The 22,555-nt window shown below is 41.7% G+C and carries 22 protein-coding genes, 13 tRNA genes and 2 riboswitches; of the genes, 28 read left to right on the plus strand and 7 right to left on the minus strand.

Annotated features, from left to right (window positions below; genetic code table 11):
- Positions 1 to 2 precede the first annotated feature (2 nt).
- From H540_RS0122360 to H540_RS0122430, 15 genes are all read left to right on the plus strand, one after another.
- Positions 3 to 88, plus strand: a tRNA-Leu gene (locus H540_RS0122360).
- A 7-nt stretch (positions 89 to 95) separates the two neighbouring features.
- Positions 96 to 169, plus strand: a tRNA-Arg gene (locus H540_RS0122365).
- Between the two features lie 5 nt (positions 170 to 174).
- Positions 175 to 248: transfer RNA gene (locus H540_RS0122370), tRNA-Pro, on the plus strand.
- Between the two features lie 6 nt (positions 249 to 254).
- Positions 255 to 327: transfer RNA gene (locus H540_RS0122375), tRNA-Ala, on the plus strand.
- A 3-nt stretch (positions 328 to 330) separates the two neighbouring features.
- A tRNA-Ser gene (locus tag H540_RS0122380) sits at positions 331 to 423 on the plus strand.
- A gap of 119 nt (positions 424 to 542) precedes the next feature.
- Positions 543 to 619, plus strand: a tRNA-Met gene (locus H540_RS0122385).
- Between the two features lie 3 nt (positions 620 to 622).
- Positions 623 to 698: transfer RNA gene (locus tag H540_RS0122390), tRNA-Asp, on the plus strand.
- 3 nt (positions 699 to 701) lie between these two features.
- Positions 702 to 774, plus strand: a tRNA-Phe gene (locus H540_RS0122395).
- A 49-nt stretch (positions 775 to 823) separates the two neighbouring features.
- A tRNA-Thr gene (locus H540_RS0122400) sits at positions 824 to 896 on the plus strand.
- A gap of 6 nt (positions 897 to 902) precedes the next feature.
- Positions 903 to 976, plus strand: a tRNA-Trp gene (locus tag H540_RS0122405).
- A gap of 9 nt (positions 977 to 985) precedes the next feature.
- A tRNA-Ile gene (locus H540_RS0122410) sits at positions 986 to 1,062 on the plus strand.
- Between the two features lie 7 nt (positions 1,063 to 1,069).
- A tRNA-Asn gene (locus H540_RS0122415) sits at positions 1,070 to 1,144 on the plus strand.
- A 1-nt stretch (position 1,145) separates the two neighbouring features.
- A tRNA-Glu gene (locus H540_RS0122420) sits at positions 1,146 to 1,217 on the plus strand.
- Between the two features lie 226 nt (positions 1,218 to 1,443).
- On the plus strand, positions 1,444 to 1,863 hold the full coding sequence (locus tag H540_RS0122425; protein ID WP_028402451.1) for a CBS domain-containing protein: 420 nt from the start codon (positions 1,444 to 1,446) through the stop codon (positions 1,861 to 1,863).
- Positions 1,864 to 2,274: 411 nt separating this feature from the next.
- The gene (locus H540_RS0122430; RefSeq protein ID WP_028402452.1) at positions 2,275 to 3,426 is read left to right on the plus strand and encodes a DUF3965 domain-containing protein; all 1,152 of its coding nucleotides are present in this window, start codon (positions 2,275 to 2,277) and stop codon (positions 3,424 to 3,426) included.
- A 192-nt stretch (positions 3,427 to 3,618) separates the two neighbouring features.
- Here H540_RS0122430 and H540_RS0122435 read toward each other — a convergent pair whose 3' ends face one another.
- Together H540_RS0122435 and H540_RS0122440 are read right to left on the minus strand one after the other, a co-directional pair.
- Positions 3,619 to 3,975, minus strand: a complete 357-nt coding sequence (locus H540_RS0122435) for a hypothetical protein (protein ID WP_028402453.1) — start codon at positions 3,973 to 3,975, stop codon at positions 3,619 to 3,621.
- Positions 3,976 to 4,008: 33 nt separating this feature from the next.
- Entirely contained in the window at positions 4,009 to 5,160 is a 1,152-nt protein-coding gene (locus H540_RS0122440; RefSeq protein ID WP_051317240.1) for an SH3 domain-containing protein, read from the minus strand.
- 335 nt (positions 5,161 to 5,495) lie between these two features.
- A riboswitch (TPP riboswitch) is annotated at positions 5,496 to 5,603 on the plus strand.
- 379 nt (positions 5,604 to 5,982) lie between these two features.
- Here H540_RS0122440 and tenA point away from each other — a divergent pair.
- From tenA to H540_RS0122490, 10 genes are all read left to right on the plus strand, one after another.
- Positions 5,983 to 6,678 (plus strand): thiaminase II, encoded by a 696-nt coding sequence (gene tenA / locus H540_RS0122445; protein WP_028402455.1) that lies wholly within the window; start codon positions 5,983 to 5,985, stop codon positions 6,676 to 6,678.
- Positions 6,647 to 7,414: an ABC transporter ATP-binding protein gene (locus tag H540_RS0122450; RefSeq protein WP_028402456.1), complete on the plus strand. Its 768-nt coding sequence runs from the start codon at positions 6,647 to 6,649 to the stop codon at positions 7,412 to 7,414. The genes tenA and H540_RS0122450 overlap by 32 nt, the downstream gene beginning before the upstream one ends.
- Complete coding sequence (locus tag H540_RS0122455; RefSeq protein WP_028402457.1) at positions 7,411 to 8,163, plus strand: ABC transporter permease; 753 nt, start codon at positions 7,411 to 7,413, stop codon at positions 8,161 to 8,163. Before H540_RS0122450 ends, H540_RS0122455 begins: the two co-directional genes overlap by 4 nt.
- Positions 8,160 to 9,152: an ABC transporter substrate-binding protein gene (locus H540_RS0122460; RefSeq protein WP_028402458.1), complete on the plus strand. Its 993-nt coding sequence runs from the start codon at positions 8,160 to 8,162 to the stop codon at positions 9,150 to 9,152. Before H540_RS0122455 ends, H540_RS0122460 begins: the two co-directional genes overlap by 4 nt.
- 10 nt (positions 9,153 to 9,162) lie before the next feature.
- Complete coding sequence (tenI, locus tag H540_RS0122465; RefSeq protein WP_028402459.1) at positions 9,163 to 9,780, plus strand: thiazole tautomerase TenI; 618 nt, start codon at positions 9,163 to 9,165, stop codon at positions 9,778 to 9,780.
- Complete coding sequence (gene thiO / locus H540_RS0122470; protein ID WP_028402460.1) at positions 9,773 to 10,897, plus strand: glycine oxidase ThiO; 1,125 nt, start codon at positions 9,773 to 9,775, stop codon at positions 10,895 to 10,897. Before tenI ends, thiO begins: the two co-directional genes overlap by 8 nt.
- A complete protein-coding gene (gene thiS / locus H540_RS0122475) occupies positions 10,881 to 11,084 on the plus strand; it encodes a sulfur carrier protein ThiS (protein WP_028402461.1) in 204 nt (67 codons plus the stop codon). The genes thiO and thiS overlap by 17 nt, the downstream gene beginning before the upstream one ends.
- Before the next feature lie 2 nt (positions 11,085 to 11,086).
- Positions 11,087 to 11,857, plus strand: coding sequence for a thiazole synthase (locus H540_RS0122480; RefSeq protein WP_028402462.1), 771 nt, complete (start codon positions 11,087 to 11,089; stop codon positions 11,855 to 11,857).
- Complete coding sequence (locus H540_RS0122485; RefSeq protein WP_028402463.1) at positions 11,850 to 12,869, plus strand: thiazole biosynthesis adenylyltransferase ThiF; 1,020 nt, start codon at positions 11,850 to 11,852, stop codon at positions 12,867 to 12,869. The genes H540_RS0122480 and H540_RS0122485 overlap by 8 nt, the downstream gene beginning before the upstream one ends.
- Before the next feature lie 97 nt (positions 12,870 to 12,966).
- Entirely contained in the window at positions 12,967 to 13,821 is an 855-nt protein-coding gene (locus H540_RS0122490) for a patatin-like phospholipase family protein (RefSeq protein ID WP_028402464.1), read from the plus strand.
- Positions 13,822 to 14,223: 402 nt separating this feature from the next.
- Here H540_RS0122490 and H540_RS0122495 read toward each other — a convergent pair whose 3' ends face one another.
- The 3 genes from H540_RS0122495 to H540_RS0122505 are packed head-to-tail and all read right to left on the minus strand — an operon-like array spanning position 14,224 to position 17,790.
- A complete protein-coding gene (locus H540_RS0122495) occupies positions 14,224 to 15,216 on the minus strand; it encodes an ABC transporter permease (protein ID WP_051317241.1) in 993 nt (330 codons plus the stop codon).
- Complete coding sequence (locus H540_RS0122500; RefSeq protein WP_028402466.1) at positions 15,200 to 16,681, minus strand: sugar ABC transporter ATP-binding protein; 1,482 nt, start codon at positions 16,679 to 16,681, stop codon at positions 15,200 to 15,202. Before H540_RS0122500 ends, H540_RS0122495 begins: the two co-directional genes overlap by 17 nt.
- The gene (locus H540_RS0122505) at positions 16,681 to 17,790 is read right to left on the minus strand and encodes a sugar ABC transporter substrate-binding protein (protein WP_028402467.1); all 1,110 of its coding nucleotides are present in this window, start codon (positions 17,788 to 17,790) and stop codon (positions 16,681 to 16,683) included. The genes H540_RS0122500 and H540_RS0122505 overlap by 1 nt, the downstream gene beginning before the upstream one ends.
- 106 nt (positions 17,791 to 17,896) lie before the next feature.
- A riboswitch (SAM riboswitch) is annotated at positions 17,897 to 18,002 on the minus strand.
- A 311-nt stretch (positions 18,003 to 18,313) separates the two neighbouring features.
- Between H540_RS0122505 and H540_RS0122515 the strand changes: the two genes are divergently transcribed.
- Both H540_RS0122515 and H540_RS0122520 read left to right on the plus strand, forming a co-directional pair.
- The gene (locus tag H540_RS0122515; RefSeq protein WP_028402468.1) at positions 18,314 to 19,177 is read left to right on the plus strand and encodes an SDR family oxidoreductase; all 864 of its coding nucleotides are present in this window, start codon (positions 18,314 to 18,316) and stop codon (positions 19,175 to 19,177) included.
- Between the two features lie 77 nt (positions 19,178 to 19,254).
- Complete coding sequence (locus H540_RS0122520; protein ID WP_034671762.1) at positions 19,255 to 20,025, plus strand: L,D-transpeptidase; 771 nt, start codon at positions 19,255 to 19,257, stop codon at positions 20,023 to 20,025.
- A 33-nt stretch (positions 20,026 to 20,058) separates the two neighbouring features.
- Here the strand turns inward: H540_RS0122520 and H540_RS0122525 are convergent, their stop codons facing one another.
- Both H540_RS0122525 and H540_RS32550 read right to left on the minus strand, forming a co-directional pair.
- On the minus strand, positions 20,059 to 20,277 hold the full coding sequence (locus H540_RS0122525) for a DUF1540 domain-containing protein (protein WP_028402470.1): 219 nt from the start codon (positions 20,275 to 20,277) through the stop codon (positions 20,059 to 20,061).
- Positions 20,278 to 20,295: 18 nt separating this feature from the next.
- The gene (locus H540_RS32550; protein ID WP_281172541.1) at positions 20,296 to 20,586 is read right to left on the minus strand and encodes a thioredoxin family protein; all 291 of its coding nucleotides are present in this window, start codon (positions 20,584 to 20,586) and stop codon (positions 20,296 to 20,298) included.
- A gap of 217 nt (positions 20,587 to 20,803) precedes the next feature.
- Here H540_RS32550 and H540_RS0122530 point away from each other — a divergent pair, with 217 nt between their 5' ends.
- Positions 20,804 to 22,552 carry a phospho-sugar mutase gene (locus tag H540_RS0122530; protein WP_028402471.1) on the plus strand — a complete coding sequence of 583 codons (1,749 nt, stop codon included), beginning with the start codon at positions 20,804 to 20,806 and terminating at the stop codon, positions 22,550 to 22,552.
- The last annotated feature ends 3 nt before the right edge of the window (positions 22,553 to 22,555 follow it).

Genomic DNA, 22,555 nt, shown 5'->3' on the forward strand with positions numbered 1-22,555 from the left:
ATGCCGGGGTGGCGGAACTGGCAGACGCACAGGACTTAAAATCCTGCGGTAGGTGACTACCGTACCGGTTCGATTCCGGTCCTCGGCACTTTAATGCGCCCGTAGCTCAATTGGATAGAGCGTCTGACTACGGATCAGAAGGTTATGGGTTCGAGTCCTTTCGGGCGCGTATTACGGGAAGTGGCTCAGCTTGGTAGAGCACCTGGTTTGGGACCAGGGGGTCGCAGGTTCAAATCCTGTCTTCCCGATATTTTGGGGCCTTAGCTCAGCTGGGAGAGCGCCTGCCTTGCACGCAGGAGGTCAGCGGTTCGATCCCGCTAGGCTCCATACGGAGGAATACCCAAGTCTGGCTGAAGGGATCGGTCTTGAAAACCGACAGGCGGTGTGAGCCGCGCGGGGGTTCGAATCCCTCTTCCTCCGCCATTTTATTTAATGGCATATAATGTCCCGACGCATCAATCATCTTCGAATGAACTAGAAGGGAAAGGGACAGTCAAGTAATAACCTAATTCAGGTTATAATTAACATATTATTCTTAACGTCGCGGGGTGGAGCAGTCCGGTAGCTCGTCGGGCTCATAACCCGAAGGTCGCAGGTTCAAATCCTGTCCCCGCAACCAAATGGTCCCGTGGTGTAGCGGTTAACATGCCTGCCTGTCACGCAGGAGATCGCCGGTTCGATCCCGGTCGGGACCGCCATTTGGCTCGGTAGCTCAGTCGGTAGAGCAGAGGACTGAAAATCCTCGTGTCGGCGGTTCGATTCCGTCCCGAGCCATCCTAGTTAACATCATATTAAAATGAACGTAATAATGAATTTATAAAATGCCGGCTTAGCTCAATTGGCAGAGCAACTGACTTGTAATCAGTAGGTTGGGGGTTCAAGTCCTCTAGCCGGCATCAGTTAGGGGTATAGTTTAAAGGTAGAACAGAGGTCTCCAAAACCTCCGGTGTGGGTTCGATTCCTACTACCCCTGCCAAGTCAAAAGGGGCCTATAGCTCAGCTGGTTAGAGCGCACGCCTGATAAGCGTGAGGTCGATGGTTCGAGTCCATTTAGGCCCACCATAATTATTCCGCAGTAGCTCAGTGGTAGAGCTATCGGCTGTTAACCGATCGGTCGTAGGTTCGAGTCCTACCTGCGGAGCCATGGCCCGTTGGTCAAGCGGTTAAGACACCGCCCTTTCACGGCGGTAACACGGGTTCGAATCCCGTACGGGTCATTTAAAAAGTCAGCACGTTGCGTGCTGGCTTTTTTGTTGTAATGCTGATAAAGCGTACGCTTTATCAGCATTTTACTTACCTAAAAAAAAGACAACTGATATGGTTCATAATCAAATGAAGGACTGGATAAACGGCACATATCATTCATTGCATCTCGTTCCAAAAGAATAAAGAAATGAAAATCCTGTATTTGGTTATACTACTGAATGCAAGGAGGGATTCATAATGACAACTGTAAGAGAAGTAATGAGCACTGATATTGTTTTTTGTACGCCGCTGGATAATGTGTATGAAGCAGCAGTAAAGATGAAGGAAGAAGATGTAGGCGTTATACCAATAGTAGAAAATAATCAGCTTGTAGGACTTGTGACGGATCGCGATCTCGTAGTGCGCGGAATTGCTGAAAAGCATCCGGGATCTAATCAAATTACAAATGTAATGAGTAAAGATCTTACGTGTATATCTCCTGATGATCCGGTAGAAAAAGCAACAGAGCTGATGGCACGTCACCAAATTCGCCGTCTTCCTGTAGTAGAACATGGACAATTAGTCGGCATGCTTGCATTAGGAGATTTGGCAGTACAAAATCAAACAGATGAACAAGCTCAATTTGCATTAACTGAAATCTCAGAGGATCACCATTAAAAAGATGTGGCCATAGCATGGCTGCATCTTTTTTTGTATTTTTGTATTTATTTTTACAATTTAATTTTTATTTCCATTTTATATACAAAAAATGGTATAATTAAGTAAAATATTAACAAAGTATATATAAATGCAACTAAAAAAATTGACATAAAAACTTTTCTTCTAGGGGGGAGAGAGCATCCGACTAAGCATAGAAGCGGTCAAACCCTTTTCGTGGTCCATGCAGGGAGAGAGAGGGAGCGAGCGAGCGAGCGCAGTTTCCCTTTTGTTCTACGTGGCAAACGACAGATATGTCGGAATAATAAAGCGGACTTATATAAATACTTACACACACTTATAAATCTGTCATCCTTTTATTAGATTATAAAAATATAATTATTTACGAATGAAAGGCAGGAGAAATAAAAGATGGGTATTCCACAACAAGAACCGAATTGGAGTTTAGTTACGGATTATTTTGCGTGTCCCGAAACGTTTACTGACTTACTTTCTCTTCTTATTCCTGAAGCGCCGCATCAAAATGAGGAACGGCGTACGCTTTTGATGTGGAAGGAGCGGGAGTTTTATAAAAAAGAGAATATTGCATCATTCATTCATTACGGAATTAAAAAGATACCTGAATTGCCTAAGTTTCACAAAGATGAACTTCCTACTATTTTAAGGATTGTACGCTTATATCAAGAAATTGGATGGTATGAAGCAGCGTATCAGTTTATGGAGGAACAAAAGCTCATACAGTTTGTACACACATCCATAGAACAGGATGCTTGGGATATACTCACACAGACCGCTGCCTGGAATTATTTAATTGTAAAACGAAAGGTTTCTCAAATAGATGAGCGGGATCACAGAATATGGGAAAAAGTAAAGTTCAATCAAGAGTGGATGAAGGAATATAAACCGTTGCTCTCCCATAAGGAAATCCTGGAATTTACTTTTCTATACATATGCAGACAGGCAAAAGGAATGGCAAAAGAAGAACTGGAAGAGAATTTGATGGAACTCGCTATGTACTGCAATACTTTTATTGATGAGATTTATAAATATAAGCTTATAAAAAAATATGCCAAATGCATTGCGTTCTTGGAGAAATACTGTCCAAATCGAGCTGTTATAGCCTGCCAGCGCGCTGTCATTGCACAAATAGCAGATATTTTCCCAGCTTCTGATTGTGAAGCCGCAGATGATTTCCTCAGTGAAGTGACGGAAATCCTGGAATATATGGACTTCCAGTTCAGTTGTAAGTATGAATACTTTATTAGTAAATTAATCTCTTACATTCCATTTTTCGAGATGATACAAGTTCCTAAACAAGTGTATTATTTTGAAGAAATGATGTACCTTTGCAAAGGAATCGGATATAAAGAACAATTGCTTCGCGCCTATGTGTTTTCTCAGTTATCACCAAACTTTATCTCGTTTATGAAGCCATTTATTTATAATAAGCGCTATGAAACCATTCATGAGATGTTATTTTACTGGTGTACAGCAGAAGAGCGGGCTGAATTGGAAGGGCTCTATAACCTACATAAAATTTATGAAATGTACGCATACGGATAAAGGCTCCACCTTTTTATGGTGGAGCTTTTTCAATGATTCATAAGTTCCTTTTACGCTTTTTAGTAGAAAAGTGAACAAGCGATAATAGGAAAGATAAGCATGCCGTAAACAATACATTGGCTTTGTCTGCAGTCTGTAATTCCCAAGAATGAGTTTACGCTGTTGTATGTGTCTTGAACCATATTTATAGTTTTATATACCATATTCTTTTTCACCATCATTCTGCATTTGATTATTATTTGATTCTATAATAAATGTATATTGTGATATGAAGAGCAGAATAGCACCAAAAAATAATGGAAAGAAAGAAGATAGATGCAAACCGTTTGATATAACAGCAGCAGCAGTGAGTCCAATAAGGAAGACAGCGTCATATATGTATGAAAAGAAAGGTTTAAGCTTCATATGAAAGAACTCCATTATAGTTTCGCATAAAACGAAAGCAATCAGAGTTCCTAAAAACCATACATTGGCATGATAAATAAACAAGCAGCAAATCAGTCCAAAAAATGCTAGACCTTCAATGAAAATAGTTAAGTCTCGACTCATAGCGCACTCTCCTGATGAAGTAATGTATGTGTATTATCGCTTAATATACGGAAGCGGATCGATTGCATTCGTTTTAGATAAATTCCATTCACCCTTATGCAGTTCGAAATGCAGATGCTGACCGAATGATTGTCCAGTATTGCCCATGTATCCAAGAAGCTGGCCCTGTTTCACTGTATCGCCTTCCTTGACGGAGCGGCTTTTCATGTGTGCATAAACGGTTGTATACAGCTGTCCGCTTATTTTATGCTTCACAAATACAACATTCCCGTAGCTCGAAGAATAATATGAACGGCTCACAGTTCCCGCCGCTGCTGCATAGATTTGTACATTACCGGACGCTGCCAAATCAACCCCGTAATGCATGCTTCCCCATCTCATTCCGAACGGAGATGAAACGTTTCCGGCTGCTGCAGGGAAAATAAAAGCAGAAGCGGCCTGTGAAGGACCTTGCAGCGGTTTTACATATTCCTTTGATGCAAATCCTTCTATTCCACCGTAGCGAACTTTGTACCAAGCGCCTGTTTCTCCGATTACCTGAACTTCTTGGCGGTCATCTAACACTTTAAGAACTTGATAATTCGTTCCAGGGCCAGTGCGTAATCTTAAACCCGCACAATCTACATAGTAAGAAGAAGGAGAGAGCGGTTTAATTTCGTTAGATGAGGAAATACTTTTCACTTGCGGCTTAGAAGCGGAAGAAACAAACTCTTTTTTCACGTATGCAGTTTTTCCGTTGTAAGAAATTTTATACCATCCGTTTTGCTCAGATTGCGCTGTTATTATCTGCCCGTTTTGCAATAATCCGACAACGGAAGATTGTGCGGACGGCTGATTGCGTACGTTTAAAGCGTCGGCGTTTACAATGTATTGCTGTGTATCTTGTGAGGAAGATAAAGAAACATAAGATTTATGTACATACGCTTCTTTATTATTGTATTGAATCTTATACCAGTTTCCAGACTGACCTAATATGGATATGGATGCACGTTGAGCTAAAGAACCTAAAATTTTACTGCTTGTAGAAGGTTCGCTGCGTACATTCAAAGAAGTTGCATCCACATAGCCTGTACCGAGCTGCGATGAATAGTTTTGATTCGTGCCGGAACTAGCTTCAGCAGAATCTGCAATAAAAGGCAGCGCTGCCAAAGCAATGACTGAGACCGCTAGTGTATTAGATTTCACATTATGTACCCCCAATTTCTAAAATATAAACAACTTTCTATTCTTATATATAGATTATAATAATGTGAGAATAGAGAAGTGCATTTCACAAAAATATAACAGTAAAATAGAGTGTATTTACATAATAATTATAAAAATGATAAGTTTAAATATAATGTTTCACAAAAAACATTATTACATATAATTACATTTTTTCAAGGGTTATTGTGAAATTTTAACTAAAAATGAAAAAATAACAAAAAATGTTTTTAATTTATACATATAATTGTAAGACAGTAAGGGACATAATCATTGCTATCTGGAAAATGGAGTGATATACTGACTATGTTAATTTCATAGGATGCTAGGGGAGCTGGTGTTGCCGGCTGAGAGTATGACCGTGAGTCAATGACCCTTGACCTGATCTAGATAATTCTAGCGTAGGAAAGCAATGGACGATGATTGATAAGCCCAATTTCCGCGCTTGGAAATTGGGCTTTTTTGTTTGCCTAGCATATTAAAATCAACCGTGTGATCATTTACTGCAATTTTATATATTCCACTAGGGGTGTGAAATAAGCTGAGAGTTGGACTGTCTTAGCCCTTAAAGGTAATATTAGCAAAGGGAAGTGGTACATGATAGTAAGGTTTCTTATTGCCTGTTTGCCGCCAAGCGGTTTTTATTTTATCGCGTATTAACGAGTGACCCTCACTTCAAAACTTAGCGTATGCAAAGAAGTTTAAGCGGGGGAAGCCGTAAAAGCCCGATCGGTTCAACTAACCATCAGTGGGGGATAAAAGCCCCCCACTGATGGAAGTTTCACTTTATAAGGGGGAAGTAACATGACATTTTGTGATGCGTTATTTAAAAAGGTAGCACCGGTTTGGGAGAAAAGCCATCAGCACCCATTTGTGAAAGGGATTGGTGACGGAACACTGGAGCTTGATAAGTTTCAATATTATATTGTACAGGATTATTTATATCTTTTAGATTATGCAAAGGTATATGCGCTTGGAGTTGTAAAAGCGCATAATCCGGAAGTAATGGCTAAATTCGCTAAGCAGATGGACGGTATATTAAATGGGGAAATGAATTTACATAAACAATATGCTAAGCGTTTAGGAATTTCTATTCAAGAGATGGAAGAAGCAAAGCCGTCTGCGATGAACTTGGCCTATACGAATTATATGCTCTCCGTGTCCCAAAGCGGAACTCTCGCTGAATTGACTGCTTCCCTGCTGCCGTGTATGTGGAGCTATTGGGAAATTGGAAAACGTTTGAATGCAGTATCCGGCGCAAGAGATCATGAATTTTACGGCGAGTGGATTCGCGGCTACAGTTCTGAAGAATATGGAGAGTTGTGCATATGGATGATAGAGTTACTAAATGAACTGGCAGCAGGCAAATCAGAGCAAGAGAAGCTGCGATTAGAAGAAATCTTTTTAAATACGAGCCGCTTTGAATATTTGTTCTGGGATATGGCATATCGCAAGGAGATGTGGGGATTTGAAGAGCAACAGCATTCTGGAGTTTTATGATGTTTCTTTTACGTATCCCGGTGATAAGCAGGCTGTAATCCAGAATTTAAGTTTTGCAGCAGAGCAAGGTGAATTCATTAGTATCATCGGCCCGAGCGGCTGCGGAAAAAGCACATTGTTCCGATTGCTGACGGGGCTTGAAGAAACAATAGAGGGTGAGATTACACTTGACGGGGCACCAGCAGTAAAAAATCGCGGAGCAGCAGGATATATGCCCCAGCAGGATTTGCTGCTGCCGTGGCGGACAATTGCTGAAAATGCAGCTATTTCATTGGAATGCCAAGGAATGAAGAAAAGGGATGCGTACGAAAAAGTAAGTGAATTTTTAGAAATATTCGGATTAAAAGGATATGAGAAAAAATATCCTAAGGATTTGTCCGGCGGAATGAGGCAGCGTGTTTCATTCCTGCGAACGTTTTTAACAGGCGCAGATGTATTGCTTCTCGATGAGCCGTTCAGTGCACTGGATGCTATTACAAAGCTACGTATGCAGGAATGGTTATATAAGCAATGGAGTAAATGGAATAAAACGATTGTATTTATCACACACGATGTAGAAGAAGCTTTATTTCTTTCGAGCCGTATTCTTGTCATAACGGAGAAGCCGATTCAAAAACTGCGAGAATTTACAGTTCCGCTTCCTAAAGAGCGAACACGTAATGACCTAAGTAAAATGGAGCTTGTGCAAATGAAGCAAAGCTTGATCGAGCTATTAAAAGAGAAGGTGATGGTGTGAAACGTATTACATATTATATTCCTTCTATTCTAGTAGCAATCGTTTTCTTAATTGTTTGGGAGATTGGGGCAAGGGGAGTAGATGCAATGTACATTTTGCCGTCCCCAAGCGCTATATTCCAGAAATTGTGGGAGCTTAGGAGCATCCTTTTTTTCGTTCATCTCCCTGCCACTTTGCTTGTGATAGTGATTGGTCTTAGTATTTCGATTGTGCTTGGAGCGGGTTTGGCAGTGTTAATGAGCATACATCCTGTGATTGAACGCGCTTGCTATCCGCTTCTTGTAGCGTCACAAACCATTCCCGTTACGGCGCTGGCACCATTGTTTGTATTATGGTTTGGCTACTCCATTTGGAGCAAGGTTGTCGTAACCGTATTAATCGCCTTTTTTCCTATTGCAGTCAATACGTACGATGGGTTGCGTTCTACAAAAAAAGAATGGGAAGAGCTTTTGGTTACATTCGGAGCTTCAAAACTGGATGTATTCTTGAAATTGCGCATGCCGGCTTCTCTCCCGTATTTCTTCTCTGCCTTAAAGGTAGCAGCTCCCTTTAGCGTAATAGGGGCGGCAATTGGAGAATGGCTCGGTGCACAAGCGGGACTTGGCTATTTTAGCAAGCGCATGATGACACAGCTTGACGGAGCGGGTGTATTTGCGCCTGTCTTGCTGTTGTCATTGTTGGCAATTATGTTTGTATTGTTTGTTTCAATATTAGAGAAGAAATTTGTCAGCTGGAGGAAGAATTTATGAAACGCAGTAAATTTATATTGTTGTTTGCGCTGCTTGTTATGGTAATGGCAGGCTGTTCTGCAGGCAACAGTACGAAAAAGGAAAAAGAAGTTACCATTATGCTAGATTGGTATCCAAATGCTGTACACAGTTTTTTATATGCTGCAATTGAAAAAGGTTATTTTAAAGAAGAAGGAGTGAAGGTAAATATTAAATTTCCTTCTAATCCTACCGATCCGTTGACTTTGGCAGCTGCAGGCAAAGTTACAGTCGGCTTATATTATCAGCCTGATGTAGTCATTGCCAAAGCAAACGAAGGGATTCCGGTCAAATCGATTGGAGCGGTTGTGCGTTCGCCTCTTAGTTATGTTGTTTCTTTAAAAGAAGCGGGTATTACATCTCCAAAGGATTTAGAAGGAAAAACGGTCGGTTATTCAGGAACACCGCTTAGCGAAGAATATTTGAAAACAATGGTGAAGCAGGATGGTGGAAATCCCGATAAAGTAAAAATTGTCGATGTCGGCTTTGATTTAGTGCCTGCTTTAATTACGAAAAAAACAGATGCAGTGACAGGAGCTTATATTAATCATGAAGTGCCTGTACTTCGTCATGAAGGCTATAATCCATCATACTTCAATCCTGCTGACTATGGTGTGCCGAATTACTATGAGCTTGTGATGGTAACAAGCGATAAAACGTTAAAGCAAGACAGGGCGTCTATCGAGGCATTTCTGCGCGGAGCAAAAAAAGGTTATGAATTTACGAAAAAAAATCCGGATGAGGCACTGAAAATTTTATTGGATCACCAAGAGAAAGAGAATTTCCCACTCATTCCGGAAGTAGAGAAAGAAAGTATGAAAATTCTGTTAAACAAAATGGAAACAAAAGATGAGCCGTTCCTGTCTCAGAAGGCATCTTCATGGGAAGAGCAAAACAAATGGCTGAAGGAAAAAGGAATGGCGAAACAGATTGTTTCAGCAAAAGATTTTTTTGAAAATGTCTTAAAGTAGGCGCAAAGACATGAGTAGAGAACTTCATGTTATATCAAATGGGAAGCTACCTTTTGCACAATTGCTACAAATGATTGCTGGAATATTGAATGAGATTGATTATCTGCATATCCGAGAACGGGAAAAGAGTACAAGAGAATTATATGAGGGTGTGAATTTGCTGATAGAGGGAGGAGTGTGCCCCTCTAAGCTTATTATAAATGACCGGATTGATATTGCCCTCCTCACAGATATTCCGCGTGTACAGCTTGGTTATAAAAGCGCCGATATGCAAGCCGTAAAAAAGAAATTTCCTTCCTTGCATGTCGGATGCTCTGTACATTCCTTAGAAGAAGCATTACAAGCACAAGAAAAAGGAGCAGATTCTGTGATGTACGGTCACTTGTTTTCTACTCTTTGTAAGGAAGGAGTGCCGCCGAGAGGTTTGCAGGAAATCACTGAGATTACTAGTAAACTTACTATTCCTGTTACAGCGATTGGAGGAATTACTCCGCAAAACGTTGTACAAGTTCTAGAGACGGGAGCAACTGGAATTGCAGTCATGTCTGGGATAATAGAAGCGGCTGATCCGATTAAAAAGGCAAAACAGTATAGAGAAACTATGCAAAGGTGGGAAAATCATGAGTAAAATATACGATATTGCAATTATCGGCGGTGGAATTATCGGAAGCTCTATTGCACATTTTCTTTCCGAACGCGGCTATAAAGTAGCAGTAATAGAAAAAGGAAGAATTGCCTCCGAAGCGTCAAAAGCGGCGGCAGGTTTGCTTGGTGTGCAAGCGGAATGGGACGAGTATGATCCGCTATTTGATATGGCACGAAAAAGCAGAAGAATGTTCAAAGGTCTGTCTGAAAAGCTGCGCGAGAAAACGGGAATTGATATTGGTTATGAAGAAAAAGGAATTTACCGGATTGCAAAAAGCGACGAAGCGGCGGAAAAACTGCTGCAGATTATGAAATGGCAGCAGCAAACAGGGGAGGAGTCACATTTTCTATCTGGTGCAGCGCTTCGAGAAAAAGAGCCTAATGTATCACAGTCTATTGTAGGAGCTGCCTATTATCCGACAGACGGGCATGTGATTGCACCGGAATTGGCCCGTGCCTTTGCTCATTCAGCAGCCATATCCGGCGCAGAGATATATGAACAAACAGAAGTGCTGGATATTCAAATGGAGCATAATCGTGTTACAGGTGTTGTTACATCGGAAGGCATGATCTCCAGCGACAAAGTAATCATCGCATCCGGTGCTTGGAGTACAAAGCTGCTGCGTCATTTTGATAAGAGCTGGGGGACATATCCAGTAAAGGGAGAACTTTTGTCTGTAAAAAGTTATAAGCCTTTGCTTACTATTCCGGTATTTGAAGATGGTTTTTACATTGTACCAAAACGAGGCGGACGCTATGTCATTGGTGCTACCGTGAAGCCGCATACGTACAACAAAGCTGTTTACGCCGAAAGCATTCAATATTTAATGGAAAGAGCGATCGGGATATTGCCGGGTTTAAAGGAAGCAGAGTGGGAAACTGCATGGGCAGGGCTGCGACCGCAATCACAGCATAGTGTACCGTATATGGGAAAACATCCGGATATTCAAGGGCTATATTCTTGTACAGGTCATTACCGGAATGGTATTTTATTAAGTCCGATTTCCGGAGAATATATGGCAGATCTGCTTGAGGAAAAGCAAACTAATAGCTTGCTAGATTCATTGACAAGGAGGGAAGGGCTTGCTTTTAAAAATTAATGGAAAAGAAGTGACAGTTCCTGAGAATATTGCGACCGTTGAAGCATTATTAGAGCATTTAGGGCTGGCAAGCAAAATTGTAGTAGTCGAAAAAAACAATGTGATTTTAGAGAAAATATCCCATTTTGAAACAACTGTGTTTGATGGGGATCAAATTGAAATTGTGACATTCGTAGGAGGCGGTTGATGATGTTGAAAATTGGTTCATTTACATTCGAGTCCAGACTTTTATTAGGAACAGGCAAGTTTCAAGATTATGATGTGCAAAAAAAAGCAATTGAAGTGTCAGAGGCAGAAATTTTAACGTTTGCGGTGCGCCGTATGGACATTTTTGAGGCAAGTCAGCCAAACCTGTTAGAAAAAATTGATGTAACAAAGTATACTCTTCTTCCAAATACAGCAGGAGCAAAAACGGCGGAAGAAGCAGTGCGTATCGCAAAACTTGCAAAGGCGTCTGGCCTTTGCGATATGGTAAAGGTAGAAGTAATTGGCGATGCTAAAACTTTATTGCCTGATCCAATTGAAACGTTAAAAGCAAGTGAAGAGCTATTAAAAGAAGGATTTACCGTTCTTCCATACGTATCGGATGATGTATTGCTGGCAAAACGCCTTCAAGAAATGGGTGTACACGCTATCATGCCGGGAGCGTCTCCAATCGGTTCCGGTCTTGGTATCGTCAATCCTCTTAATCTAAGCTTTATTATTGAGCAAGCAACTGTTCCGGTAATTGTAGATGCAGGTATCGGCAGTCCGGCTGATGCAGCGTTTGCAATGGAGCTTGGTGCAGACGGTGTTCTCTTGAACACAGCTGTTTCCGGAGCAAAGGATCCAGTAAAGATGGCAGAAGCCATGAAGCTTGGCATTCAAGCGGGAAGACTTGGCTATGAGGCAGGCAGAATTGCAAGGAAACGATACGCGACAGCAAGCAGTCCGCTTGAAGGAATGAGCATTCTTGAATAATCGTTATTCTCGTCAAATTTTATTTGCGCCAATTGGAGAAGAAGGACAGAACAAGCTAAGAGAAAAGCATGTACTGATTATTGGAGCAGGTGCTCTTGGCAGCGGCAATGCTGAAATGCTGGCGAGAGCGGGAGTCGGAGAGCTTACGATTGTAGATCGTGATTATATTGATTGGAGCAATCTGCAGCGACAGCAGCTATACAGCGAGCAGGATGTCAGAGCGCATATACCAAAAGCAATTGCAGCCAAAGCTAGATTAGAGGCAATCAACAGCGATGTTCAAGTGCATGCATATGTTAAAGACGCAACAGCAAAAGAGCTGGAGGAGCTTGTTCAAGGTGCCGATGTTATTATTGATGCTACTGATAATTTTGAAACTCGATTTATCATCAATGATGCGGCGCAAAAGTACAGTGTTCCATGGATTTACGGAGCGTGTGTAGGCAGCTATGGTCTTTCATATACGATTTTACCTGGCGAAACACCGTGTTTACATTGTTTATTGCAGTCCATTCCTCTTGGAGGGGCAACATGTGATACGGCGGGAATTATTTCACCTGCCGTATCCATGGTCGTGTCTCATCAAGTTACTGAAACAATTAAGCTTTTAATAGGGGACACGCAGGCGCTTCGAAAAACTTTGGTATCCTTTGATGTATGGAACAATGAGCATTCCTCTGTAAATGTGCAGTCCTTCAAGAAACATGATTGTCCGTCGTGCGGAGAAAACGCCATCTATCCATATTTACAAAAAGACAATACTTCTCAAACGGCAGTCCTATGCGGCAGAGACACTGTGCAAATACGTAATCCTTATATGGAGAATGCGGATTTACAATCATATAAGAAAATGCTGCAAGGCAAAGTGCATGATCTAAAAGGCAATCCGTACTTACTTTCCTTTACAATAGAAGAAAAGCGTTTTGTGCTGTTTCAGGATGGCCGTGTTCTCATTCATGGAACAAAAGATATAAATGAGGCAAAAAGCCTTTATCATCGTTATTTTGGTTAAAAATGGGACATGCAGGCAAGTCCTTTCCGAAACTTAAAGAATCTTGCTATACTAATTGTATTGTAAAAATAGTTCATAAAGTGAAGGAGAGGGCAGCATGCAGCAAAATACAGGGTTAGTGCTTGAAGGCGGCGGTATGAGAGGTGTGTATACCGCAGGTGTTCTCGAATTTTTTATGGACAAGAATTTATTCTTTCCCTACGTTATCGGTGTTTCAGCCGGTGCGTGTAACGCTGCTTCGTATTTAGCGCGGCAGAAGGAACGAAATAAACGAGTGAATATCGGTTATATTGGTCATCCGCAGTATTTGTCATATAAAAACCTATTGCGCAAGAGACAGCTCTTCGATATGGATTTCATTTTTAACGAAATTCCGACGAAGCATGTACCGTTCGATTTTGATACTTATTTAACAAGTCCAGAGCGATTTGTAATTGGAACAACAGATGTAGAAACGGGAGAACCGCTGTATTTTGAGAAGGGCGGTACGCAAGAAGAAGCAATGACGATGCTGCGGGCTTCCAGTTCACTTCCATTCATTGCACCAGTTGTGGAACTGAACGGCAAAAAGCTTCTCGATGGCGGCATTTCTAATCCCATTCCAGTTAAAAAGGCGCAGCAGGATGGAAATGAGAAGCTTGTTCTAATTTTGACGCGTAATCTTGGATACATGAAAACGAAATCAAGATTTGGTTGGATTGTCCAAAAATCGTATAAGCAGTATCCGAAGCTTGTAGAAAAAATGCTGAGCCGCTATGAAATTTACAACGAAACGCTCCAATATATTGAACAGCAAGAAAAAGAAGGCAACATCTTTATCATTCGTCCGACAGAACTATTGCAGGTAGGGCGGATGGAGAAGAATGCGCATAAGCTGGCAGCTTTATATGAACAAGGATATAAAGATGTGGACAGAGTGTATGGAGAGCTTATGGAGTTTTTGGAAAAATAAGAGAGCACCGGCTGCAGCCGGTGCTCTTTCTTTATAAACATAAGAAATTATAAAATTTCGCGGCAAGGCTTTCCCTTCCTATCTCCTGTTCGCGACTGTTCGCAGTATACAGCACAAAAAACTATATGTTTAGTAAAAAGACATAGGGGAGGGGACCTTAAAAGGTTTGCCCGCTACTGCCCATATATATATGAGTGAATGATAATTTCGACATTTCCATGTGCTATGTGCAACCAAAAGGGAGTATGGTATGCTTCTTCTCTCTGGTTTACCCTTTCATGAACCACTACAAAGGTTTAACCGCTTCTGCACGCCGCCGGATGATCTCTCCCCACTATATAAAAAGATGGTTTTTTATTCACTTGTATATAAAAAGGATGGGGCGGTTTTTACCCGATTTTCTCATTGCTTTCGTTTCGTAAAGGAAAACGCAAGTGCAGCAATTAAAATAGTTCCTTTTATAATATCTTGAGCAAAGTACGGAACGTTCATCATTGTTAATCCGTTCAACATAATTCCGATTAAAATAGAGCCGAGGAAAGTGCCTACGACATTCGGCTTTTTTGCGCCAAACATTGCATAGCCGATATAAGCGGCGGCTACTGCATCCATCAGAAGCGGTGCACCAGCTGAAACTTGTCCCGTTCCGATACGGCTTGTTAAAACAATGCCGCCGATTGCTGCAAATAACCCGCTTATGATATAGGCATACAAGCGATAACGATTGGTCGGAATACCGGCCAATCGGGCAGCTTCACGATTTCCGCCTGTCATATAGAAAAGGCGTCCGTACGTTGTTTTTTCTAAAAAGATATGGGCTAATATAACAGCAGCAAGCATGATAATTACAGGAACAGGAACGCCTAATACAGAGCCTTGCCCGATGAATAAAAACGAAGGAATGAAGTGTCCTGTTGCACCCGGCATTCCTTCGTAAAGAGAAGAGCCCTTTGTAAATGTGAGCTGAATGCCGTTAATGATATACATAACGCTCAGAGTAGCTAATAAATCCGGCAGCTTAATGCGAATGACTAGAAAAGCATTTAACAGCCCTACCAACAATCCGCAAAGAATGGGAATGAGCAGAGCGATAAATAGCTCTTGCCGATACAGAACAAGAGAAGCTGCAGCGCTCACAGTCGCCAAGCTGGCTGTCGAACCAACTGACAAATCAAATCCGTCTACAATTAAACTGAATGTTACGCCGATTGCCAGCAGGGTGACAATGGATACGGATCGTAAAATATCGCTGATGTTTTTATAGGTAAGAAATGAGTCGTTCATAATAGCAAAAAAGATTGTTACGCTTATAATGATTGCGATTGTACCGAACTTATATACCGCATCTGAAATGAGCGGCTGTCTTTTTATGTTTGTTTCAACTGTTTGTGCCAACAGTTATTCCTCCTTCTGAAAGCTGCAGCAGCTCTTCCTCAGTTGTTTCATGTGGAAGTAATTCCGCTATGATTTCTCCTTTTCGCAAAACAAGAATGCGGTCGGCGATACGAAGCGCTTCATCTTGTTCTCCTGTAAAGTATAAAACCGCTGCTCCGTCATTTGTAATTTTTTCAATAAATCCAAATATATCTTGTTTAGCAGATACATCTATACCTTTTGTCGGTTCATCTAAAATAAATACGTCCGGCTGAAACCCTGCCCACTTTGCAATGGATACTTTTTGTTGATTACCGCCGCTTAATGATTGAACGGATGCGAGGGAATCCGCAGGACGAATCCCGAAATCCGCGATGATTTGTTCAGCATGCTTTTCTTCTTGTTTGTTCCGTTTCCATCCTGTGAAATGAAGGGAGAGATGATTGCGGATGCTTTCCGTTAAAAACAATCCCTGTTTTCGTCTTTCCTCCGGTACAAACGCTAATTGGGCTCTAATGGCTTGCCGTGGATTTGTGATGCGAAGGTTCTTTCCGTGCACAGTTGCGTTATAAGGGTTTCGTGCGCCGAAGAGCGTTTCAGCTAATGAAGTTTTTCCGCTCCCGACAAGACCGTACACAACAACGGTTTCTCCTGTTCGAACGTTCAATGATAGAGAAGGGGCGCCGTTTCGAACAGTTATGTTGTTTACTTCTAAAGCATACGGAGTTTGTAATATCCGTACTGTCCGCTCTATGCCAAAGGACTGTTTTCCAGTCATCGCTTCCACAATTTCCTGGTCTGTCACTGCTGCAACAGGCGAAGAAAGAATCGCTTCTCCATCACGCAATACTGTAACGGCATCCGCAAGCTTTCGGATTTCCGATAAGCGATGGGAAATAAATAAAATGCCGACCCCTTGCTTTTTTAACATGTTGATTAAAGATGTGAAGTGTTCTGTCTCCTTCGGTCCGAGAGACGCGGTCGGTTCGTCAAACAAAAGGTAAGCTGCCTGATTGGATAGGGCGCGAGCGATTAATATAAGCTGTTTTTCGTGAAGAGAGCACTCGGAAATCTGCTTGTGAATATTTAAATCTGCATCGACGAGCGATAAAAATTGCTTTGCTTTCGTCTCCCATTTCTTGCGTGAAAACGGCAGCTTTTTATGCTGTGCAAGCTGATCAAGAAGCACGTTTTCTAAGACAGAAAGAGTGGGAACTAATGCATGATCTACCTCCTGCGCAACAAAGGAAATTCCTGCTTGCTTTGCCTCGTTAGGAGATTGAAAGGAAACCGGGGCACCATCAATGGAAAGTACTCCTGCAACGGGAGGAAAATCTCCCGCTGCAATTTTCATTAAGGTACTTTTTCCGGCTCCGTTCATACCGAGCAAAGCGTGAACCGTTCCTTTTTTTATCGTTACAGAAACATCCTTCAGCACAGGAGCGGAAGAATAGCTATGCGCAATGTGCTGTAATGTAAAAGCCATTAGTTTTTCTCCTTTTCTAATTTGCTCATCCATGGAGAGTACGCCGCTTTAGAAGCACCCCAGCCTGCAATATATTTTGAAAGCTGATCCATTGTAACAGCTTCATTCGGCAATTGATTTTTCTTCACAAGATATGGATCCAAGCTGTACACTTCCGGTGTTTGTTCTCCAGCCGCTTTTTGGTATAAGAAGCGCGCTTGTACTTTTCCCACCTCGGCAGGATCTGTTGCTGCAGTTGCTGCCCAAGGAGAGTTTTCTTTTTGAATCAGCTGTAAATCCTCATTGCTCAAATCGATTCCGTACACTTTAATATCCGTACGGCCTGCTTGCTCCAATGCCTTTACAGCACCCTTTGCAAATTCATCCCATGATGCAAAGATGGCGTCTAAGTCACCTTTTTTCGGATATTTCTTTAGAAGAGCTTCCACTTGTGCTTGTGTGTCTAATGCTGTATTGTTCGTTGCTGTTCCAAATCGAGCGACTTCTTTTATGTTCGGATAGCGCTTGTAGAAAGCATCGATAATTACGTTGCGGCGTTCCATTGGAGCAAACCCGCCCACCCATACAACAGCAATATTTCCTTTTCCGTTTAAGTCTTCTGCCAATGTTTTTAAAGACTTCCAAGCTAAGCTATAATCGTCTTGGTCAATAACTGTAACACCGGGCAAACGAAGGTCATTATCAAACGCAACAACGGGAATGCCTGCATCCAAAGCTTTTTCTACGCCGCCTTTTAATGCTTCTGCGCGGCCGTGATCAATTAAAATGCCGTCAACTTTCGCGTTTACTGCCGCGTCAAGATTTGCTGCCATTTTCGCTAAATCATTGTCGGAGTTATATACTTGCACCGTTCCGCCAAATGCTTCTACTTGTTTTTTTACACCCTCAATGTATTGGGTAGAGAAGGTTCCGATAGACATTTGCATAATTAAAGCGATTTTTAAAGGCTTTTTCACTTGTTTTGGTATATCGGTGCTTGTCGCAGCTGTTTTTGTTTTTTGTTCTTGCTTCGGTGATTGCTTTTGAGGCTTAGCTGCATCTTGCTCATTCGTGCAAGCAGTTAGTGCAAGTAAAACTAAAATAAGTACTGTACTGATCCATTTCTTCATTCCAACATTCCTCCTAAGTATGTAATGCTGAGCCAGGGAGGAGAGATGACGGCAAAAAGCCGCCTTTTCACAGGAAAAGACGGCATGCTCGCTGTTTTACTAACAGCTCTTATCTCTCAGCGCGCATAGCGCTGCAAGAATTAGCACCGTGCCCATATGGGTCGGTTGCCGGGCTTCTTAGGGCTCGTCCCTCCACCTGCTCTTGATAAGAAAATCAATATGAAACTGTTTTTTTATTATTAAATTTTTTTGAAATTTTGTCAATTTATTTTTAGAAAATAATTACAGTCATAAAAAAACCCCCCCCGTATTCGGGAGCTGATCATGTTAATGAGGCAGAAATACAAGCTGGTATAAAAAAAGCACTGCAAAGATATATACCAGCGGGTGAACTGCGCGGAATTGACCTTTTACAACCGAATCAGCGAAATACGCATTAATATTTATGAGGATGAAAATTTCTTAGTATATTTGCCCGATTCCGAGCATCCTAAATGAGATATTATTTCTTAGGAGGTGCTGTATGAATCAACAGAAAAAACAAGCACAGCTCCCGCAGCATCAGGACAAGCAGCCGGGCTTAGAAACATTGATGAACCCAAAACCGAAATTTGACGACGCCTCATATAAAGGCAGCGGTAAGCTAAATGGGAAATGTGCACTTATTACAGGAGGAGACAGCGGCATTGGAAAGGCTGTAGCTATTGCCTTTGCAAAAGAAGGAGCAAATGTCGCGATTGCCTATTTAGATGAACATGAGGATGCAAAAACGACGAAAGAACTCGTTGAGAGTTACGGTGTTACATGTATCCTGTTTGCTGGTGATTTGAGTCAGGAAGAACAGTGCAAAAGGGCAGTGGAGGAAACCGCTGCAAAACTTGGCGGTTTAAACATTGTAGTAAATAACCTTGCGCAGCAATACCCGCAGCAAAGCCTAACGGATATAACGGCCGAGCAATGGGAAAGAACCTTCCGAATTAATATATTTTCGTATTTTTATGTAACCAAAGCTGCTCTTACATATTTGAAGCAAGGAGATGCAGTTATTAACACAGCTTCAATTACAGCTTATCAAGGCAACGAACAGCTCATTGATTATGCATCAACGAAAGGCGCAATTGTAGCTTTTACTCGCTCTCTCGCGAAGTCGCTTGTGCAAAAGGGGATTCGTGTAAATGGAGTAGCGCCTGGCCCAATTTGGACGCCGCTGATTCCATCAAGTTTTGACAGTCAAAAGGTTGCGGAGTTTGGAACAGATGTACCGATGGGAAGACCCGGACAGCCGTGGGAGCTTGCACCTGCTTATGTATATCTTGCATCCAATGATTCCGCATATGTTTCAGGACAGATGATTCATGTGAACGGGGGTGTCGTAGTAAACGGGTAGGCAATCTTATTTGTTTTGCGCTTATACTTTTATCTTATTTACAAAAGATATAGCATAAGCTATTTGCTGGAGGGTTTATATTGAAGGTTTTTATACTTGTTTTGTACTTTATAGGAGTAATTGTACCAGGAGTTCAGGCTGCCTCACCTCCTGATCACCTGATTCTCATTAATGTGGCGACAAATCAGCTGTCTTATTTCGAGAATGGCAATTATGTGCGAACCTTTCCTGTTTCTACAGGAAAAAAGGCAACTCCGACACCTGAGGGGAAGTTTATGATTGCTAATAAATATAAAAATAAAAAGTATCATCGCAAAAAAATTGAAGGCGGAGCATGGAATAATCCGCTTGGCACACGATGGATGGGATTGGATTATAAAGAATACGGCATCCATGGGACAAATAAAGAGCACTCAGTGGGAACATATGAATCGAACGGCTGCATTCGTATGAATGATCGTAATATTCAATGGCTGTATGATAGAGTACCGTTGCATACAAGAGTAATCATTAAAAGTTTTTATGGTTCTGCAGAAATTACAGCTCATCAATTAGGATATCGAGTTACGAGCTGGAACGGCGAGAGCATAAAGGATGAGCGGGTAGGCCGTCTGCGTCTCATTGATCGTACGACTTTATATTGGCGGGATCCGAACGGACAATTTATCCCCGTTCAACAGGTTATGCCAAATGAAGTATATCCGGTTATGTCTCATAACGGAGCGGGTGTGTATCATGTAGGAGGCAACTTGTACATTTTAGACCCGGCAAAAGAAGATGTGCGATACGAACAAATTCCGACTTATATCATTGTAAATCAATACAAGAGAAAACAAGGTGTTCTCTGAATGAAAAAAGAAGCCCATTTCTTAGGGCTTCTTTTACTCATATTTCGGCTGAAAGGTTTGACAGCAAGTATCCGCACTGTCAGCGACAGGACTTTCCATTTGCATACCGCTGAGCACGGAATTTTGATATGACGCATCGGCGAAATTCGTAAACGCTTTTTCATCTGGCTGAACAATAATTTCATTAGCTTGACAAAAGTTGCCATGTCCCCAGAAGGAACAATTGGATACGGCGCATCTTACTTCTGGCATCGAATCCCTCCTTTGATTCTAGTGTAGACATTTTAAGGAAAGTTCATGTATACACGTGTTTAAATTACAAGAGTTTATGAACCTCCCCCACTTACTGCGGTCTACTTCTTTTCCTTCCTTGTAGCGCACGATTGTCGGTGTTCCTGTAATTTTGAAAGCATCCCAGCCTATTCCGTATTTTTCGAGGTCTATTACCTTCATGTCAATTTTCATATCCTTTGCCGTTGGAACAATGACTGGAGATACTTTAGCGCAGTGTGTATACGATGTTTGGTAGAAGTAAACAGTCATATCTTTTTTGTCTTGCAGCCGAAATTAGAAAATAGAAATTATTTTCCATCTCTATTAGATAGGAAAAGATAATGGTATGATAAATAGTACTTATGGTTTCTTTTTACATATTTTTTACGAACGCAACGGTATTTGATATGGATAATTTGCAGGAAATAAACTGTATCTGCAGAATATTGTAGAAGTGTGACTATTTGTGTTCAGCAACTAGATTTCATAGTAGGAGAGGATAAAAATGGATTGGAAGCAAACTTACGAACGTTGGGTTAACGCCCCGCACTTAGATGAAGAAGTGAAGCAAAATTTAGCGCAAGTAAGCGAAAACGAGAAAGAGCTGGAAGATTGCTTCTATAAAAATCTAGAGTTTGGTACAGGCGGTATGCGCGGGGAAATCGGCCCGGGAACAAATCGCATGAATATATATACAGTACGAAAAGCATCTGAAGGATTGGCGCGCTTTATTGAATCTTTCGGTGAAGAGGCGAAAAGACGTGGTGTGGCAATCGCTTATGATTCCCGCCATAAGTCTCCGGAATTTGCAATGGAAGCAGCGAAAACATTGGCGACACACGGTATTCAAACATATGTGTTTGAAGAGCTTCGTCCAACGCCGGAACTTTCTTTTGCAGTGCGCGAGCTTAATGCGTTCTCCGGCATCGTAGTTACAGCGAGCCATAACCCGTCTGAATATAACGGCTATAAGGTATATGGTGAAGACGGAGGTCAGCTACCTCCTAAAGAAGCTGATATGGTTATTGACAAGGTCAATGAAGTAGAAAATGAGCTGGATATCGCTGTCGAGACAGAAGAAGCTCTAAAAGAAAAAGGTCTTATCAAAATGGTTGGCGAAGACATGGATGAGAAATATGTAGCAAAGCTTAAAACTATTTCTGTAAATCCAGAGCTTGCTGCTGCCATGGGAGATAAGCTGAAAATTGTTTTCTCTCCGCTGCATGGAACATCTAATAAGCCGGTACGAAAAGCATTGGCTGCTCTTGGCTATACAAATGTAACAGTTGTTGCAGAGCAGGAGTTGCCGGATGCGAACTTTTCTACCGTTACATCACCAAATCCGGAAGAGCACGAAGCATTTGAATTGGCTATTAAGTATGGAACGGAAATTGATGCAGATATACTTGTTGCAACAGACCCGGATGCAGACCGTTTAGGCGTAGCTGTAAAAAATAAAGACGGGGAATATATCGTTTTAACTGGTAACCAAACAGGAGCTATCCTGTTAGAATACTTGTTGTCTCAAAAGAAGGAAAAAGGCGTCTTGCCTGCAAACGGCATCGTTCTGAAAACGATTGTTACATCTGAAATCGGCCGTGAAATTGCAAAAGCATATGGACTGGAAACAATTGATACACTTACAGGGTTTAAATTTATCGGCGAAAAGATTAAAGAGTATGAAACAACAGGCGAATATGTATTCCAATTTGGTTATGAAGAGAGCTACGGCTATTTAATCGGAGATTTTGTCCGTGATAAGGATGCTGTACAGGCTACAATCTTTGCAATTGAAGCAGCAGCATATTACAAGCAGCGCGGCATGACTTTATACGAAGGATTGCTTGAAATCTTTGGGAAGTATGGATTCTACCGCGAAGGGCTAAAGTCCTTGACGTTAAAAGGAAAGGACGGGGCAGAGCAAATCGCAAGTCTTCTGTCTTCTTTCCGTGAGGACACACCAGCGGAATTCGCAGGTGTAGGGGTTGCACAAGCGGAAGATTATAAAACAAGTGTAAGAACTCATATGAGCGATGGTGTAAAAGAAGCAATTGAGCTTCCAAAATCAAATGTTCTGAAATATTTCTTAGAAGACGGATCTTGGGTATGCTTGCGTCCGTCAGGAACAGAGCCAAAAGTGAAATTCTATTTCGGTGTTATAGGCACAAGCTTAGAAGATAGCGAAGCGAAGCTGGACGAAATTTCCGCAGCGTTCATGGAGAAAGTGAACGACATGCTGCTAAACAAAGCATAATGA

Origin of the sequence: Ectobacillus panaciterrae DSM 19096, from assembly GCF_000430785.1 — a bacterium.
Lineage (GTDB): Bacteria > Bacillota > Bacilli > Bacillales > Bacillaceae_G > Ectobacillus > Ectobacillus panaciterrae.

What these genes read in the sequence shown, in the direction of transcription:
- H540_RS0122490 (WP_028402464.1), top strand. Translation starts at nt 12,967, where the DNA reads ATGCAGCAAAATACAGGGTTAGTGCTTGAAGGCGGCGGTATGAGAGGT.
- H540_RS0122430 (WP_028402452.1), top strand. Translation starts at nt 2,275, where the DNA reads ATGGGTATTCCACAACAAGAACCGAATTGGAGTTTAGTTACGGATTAT.
- H540_RS0122425 (WP_028402451.1), top strand. Translation starts at nt 1,444, where the DNA reads ATGACAACTGTAAGAGAAGTAATGAGCACTGATATTGTTTTTTGTACG.
- thiO (WP_028402460.1), top strand. Translation starts at nt 9,773, where the DNA reads ATGAGTAAAATATACGATATTGCAATTATCGGCGGTGGAATTATCGGA.
- tenI (WP_028402459.1), top strand. Translation starts at nt 9,163, where the DNA reads ATGAGTAGAGAACTTCATGTTATATCAAATGGGAAGCTACCTTTTGCA.
- H540_RS0122530 (WP_028402471.1), top strand. Translation starts at nt 20,804, where the DNA reads ATGGATTGGAAGCAAACTTACGAACGTTGGGTTAACGCCCCGCACTTA.
- H540_RS0122525 (WP_028402470.1), bottom strand. Translation starts at nt 20,277, where the DNA reads ATGCCAGAAGTAAGATGCGCCGTATCCAATTGTTCCTTCTGGGGACAT.
- H540_RS0122505 (WP_028402467.1), bottom strand. Translation starts at nt 17,790, where the DNA reads ATGAAGAAATGGATCAGTACAGTACTTATTTTAGTTTTACTTGCACTA.
- H540_RS0122500 (WP_028402466.1), bottom strand. Translation starts at nt 16,681, where the DNA reads ATGGCTTTTACATTACAGCACATTGCGCATAGCTATTCTTCCGCTCCT.
- H540_RS0122515 (WP_028402468.1), top strand. Translation starts at nt 18,314, where the DNA reads ATGAATCAACAGAAAAAACAAGCACAGCTCCCGCAGCATCAGGACAAG.
- H540_RS0122435 (WP_028402453.1), bottom strand. Translation starts at nt 3,975, where the DNA reads ATGAGTCGAGACTTAACTATTTTCATTGAAGGTCTAGCATTTTTTGGA.
- H540_RS0122480 (WP_028402462.1), top strand. Translation starts at nt 11,087, where the DNA reads ATGTTGAAAATTGGTTCATTTACATTCGAGTCCAGACTTTTATTAGGA.
- H540_RS0122460 (WP_028402458.1), top strand. Translation starts at nt 8,160, where the DNA reads ATGAAACGCAGTAAATTTATATTGTTGTTTGCGCTGCTTGTTATGGTA.
- tenA (WP_028402455.1), top strand. Translation starts at nt 5,983, where the DNA reads ATGACATTTTGTGATGCGTTATTTAAAAAGGTAGCACCGGTTTGGGAG.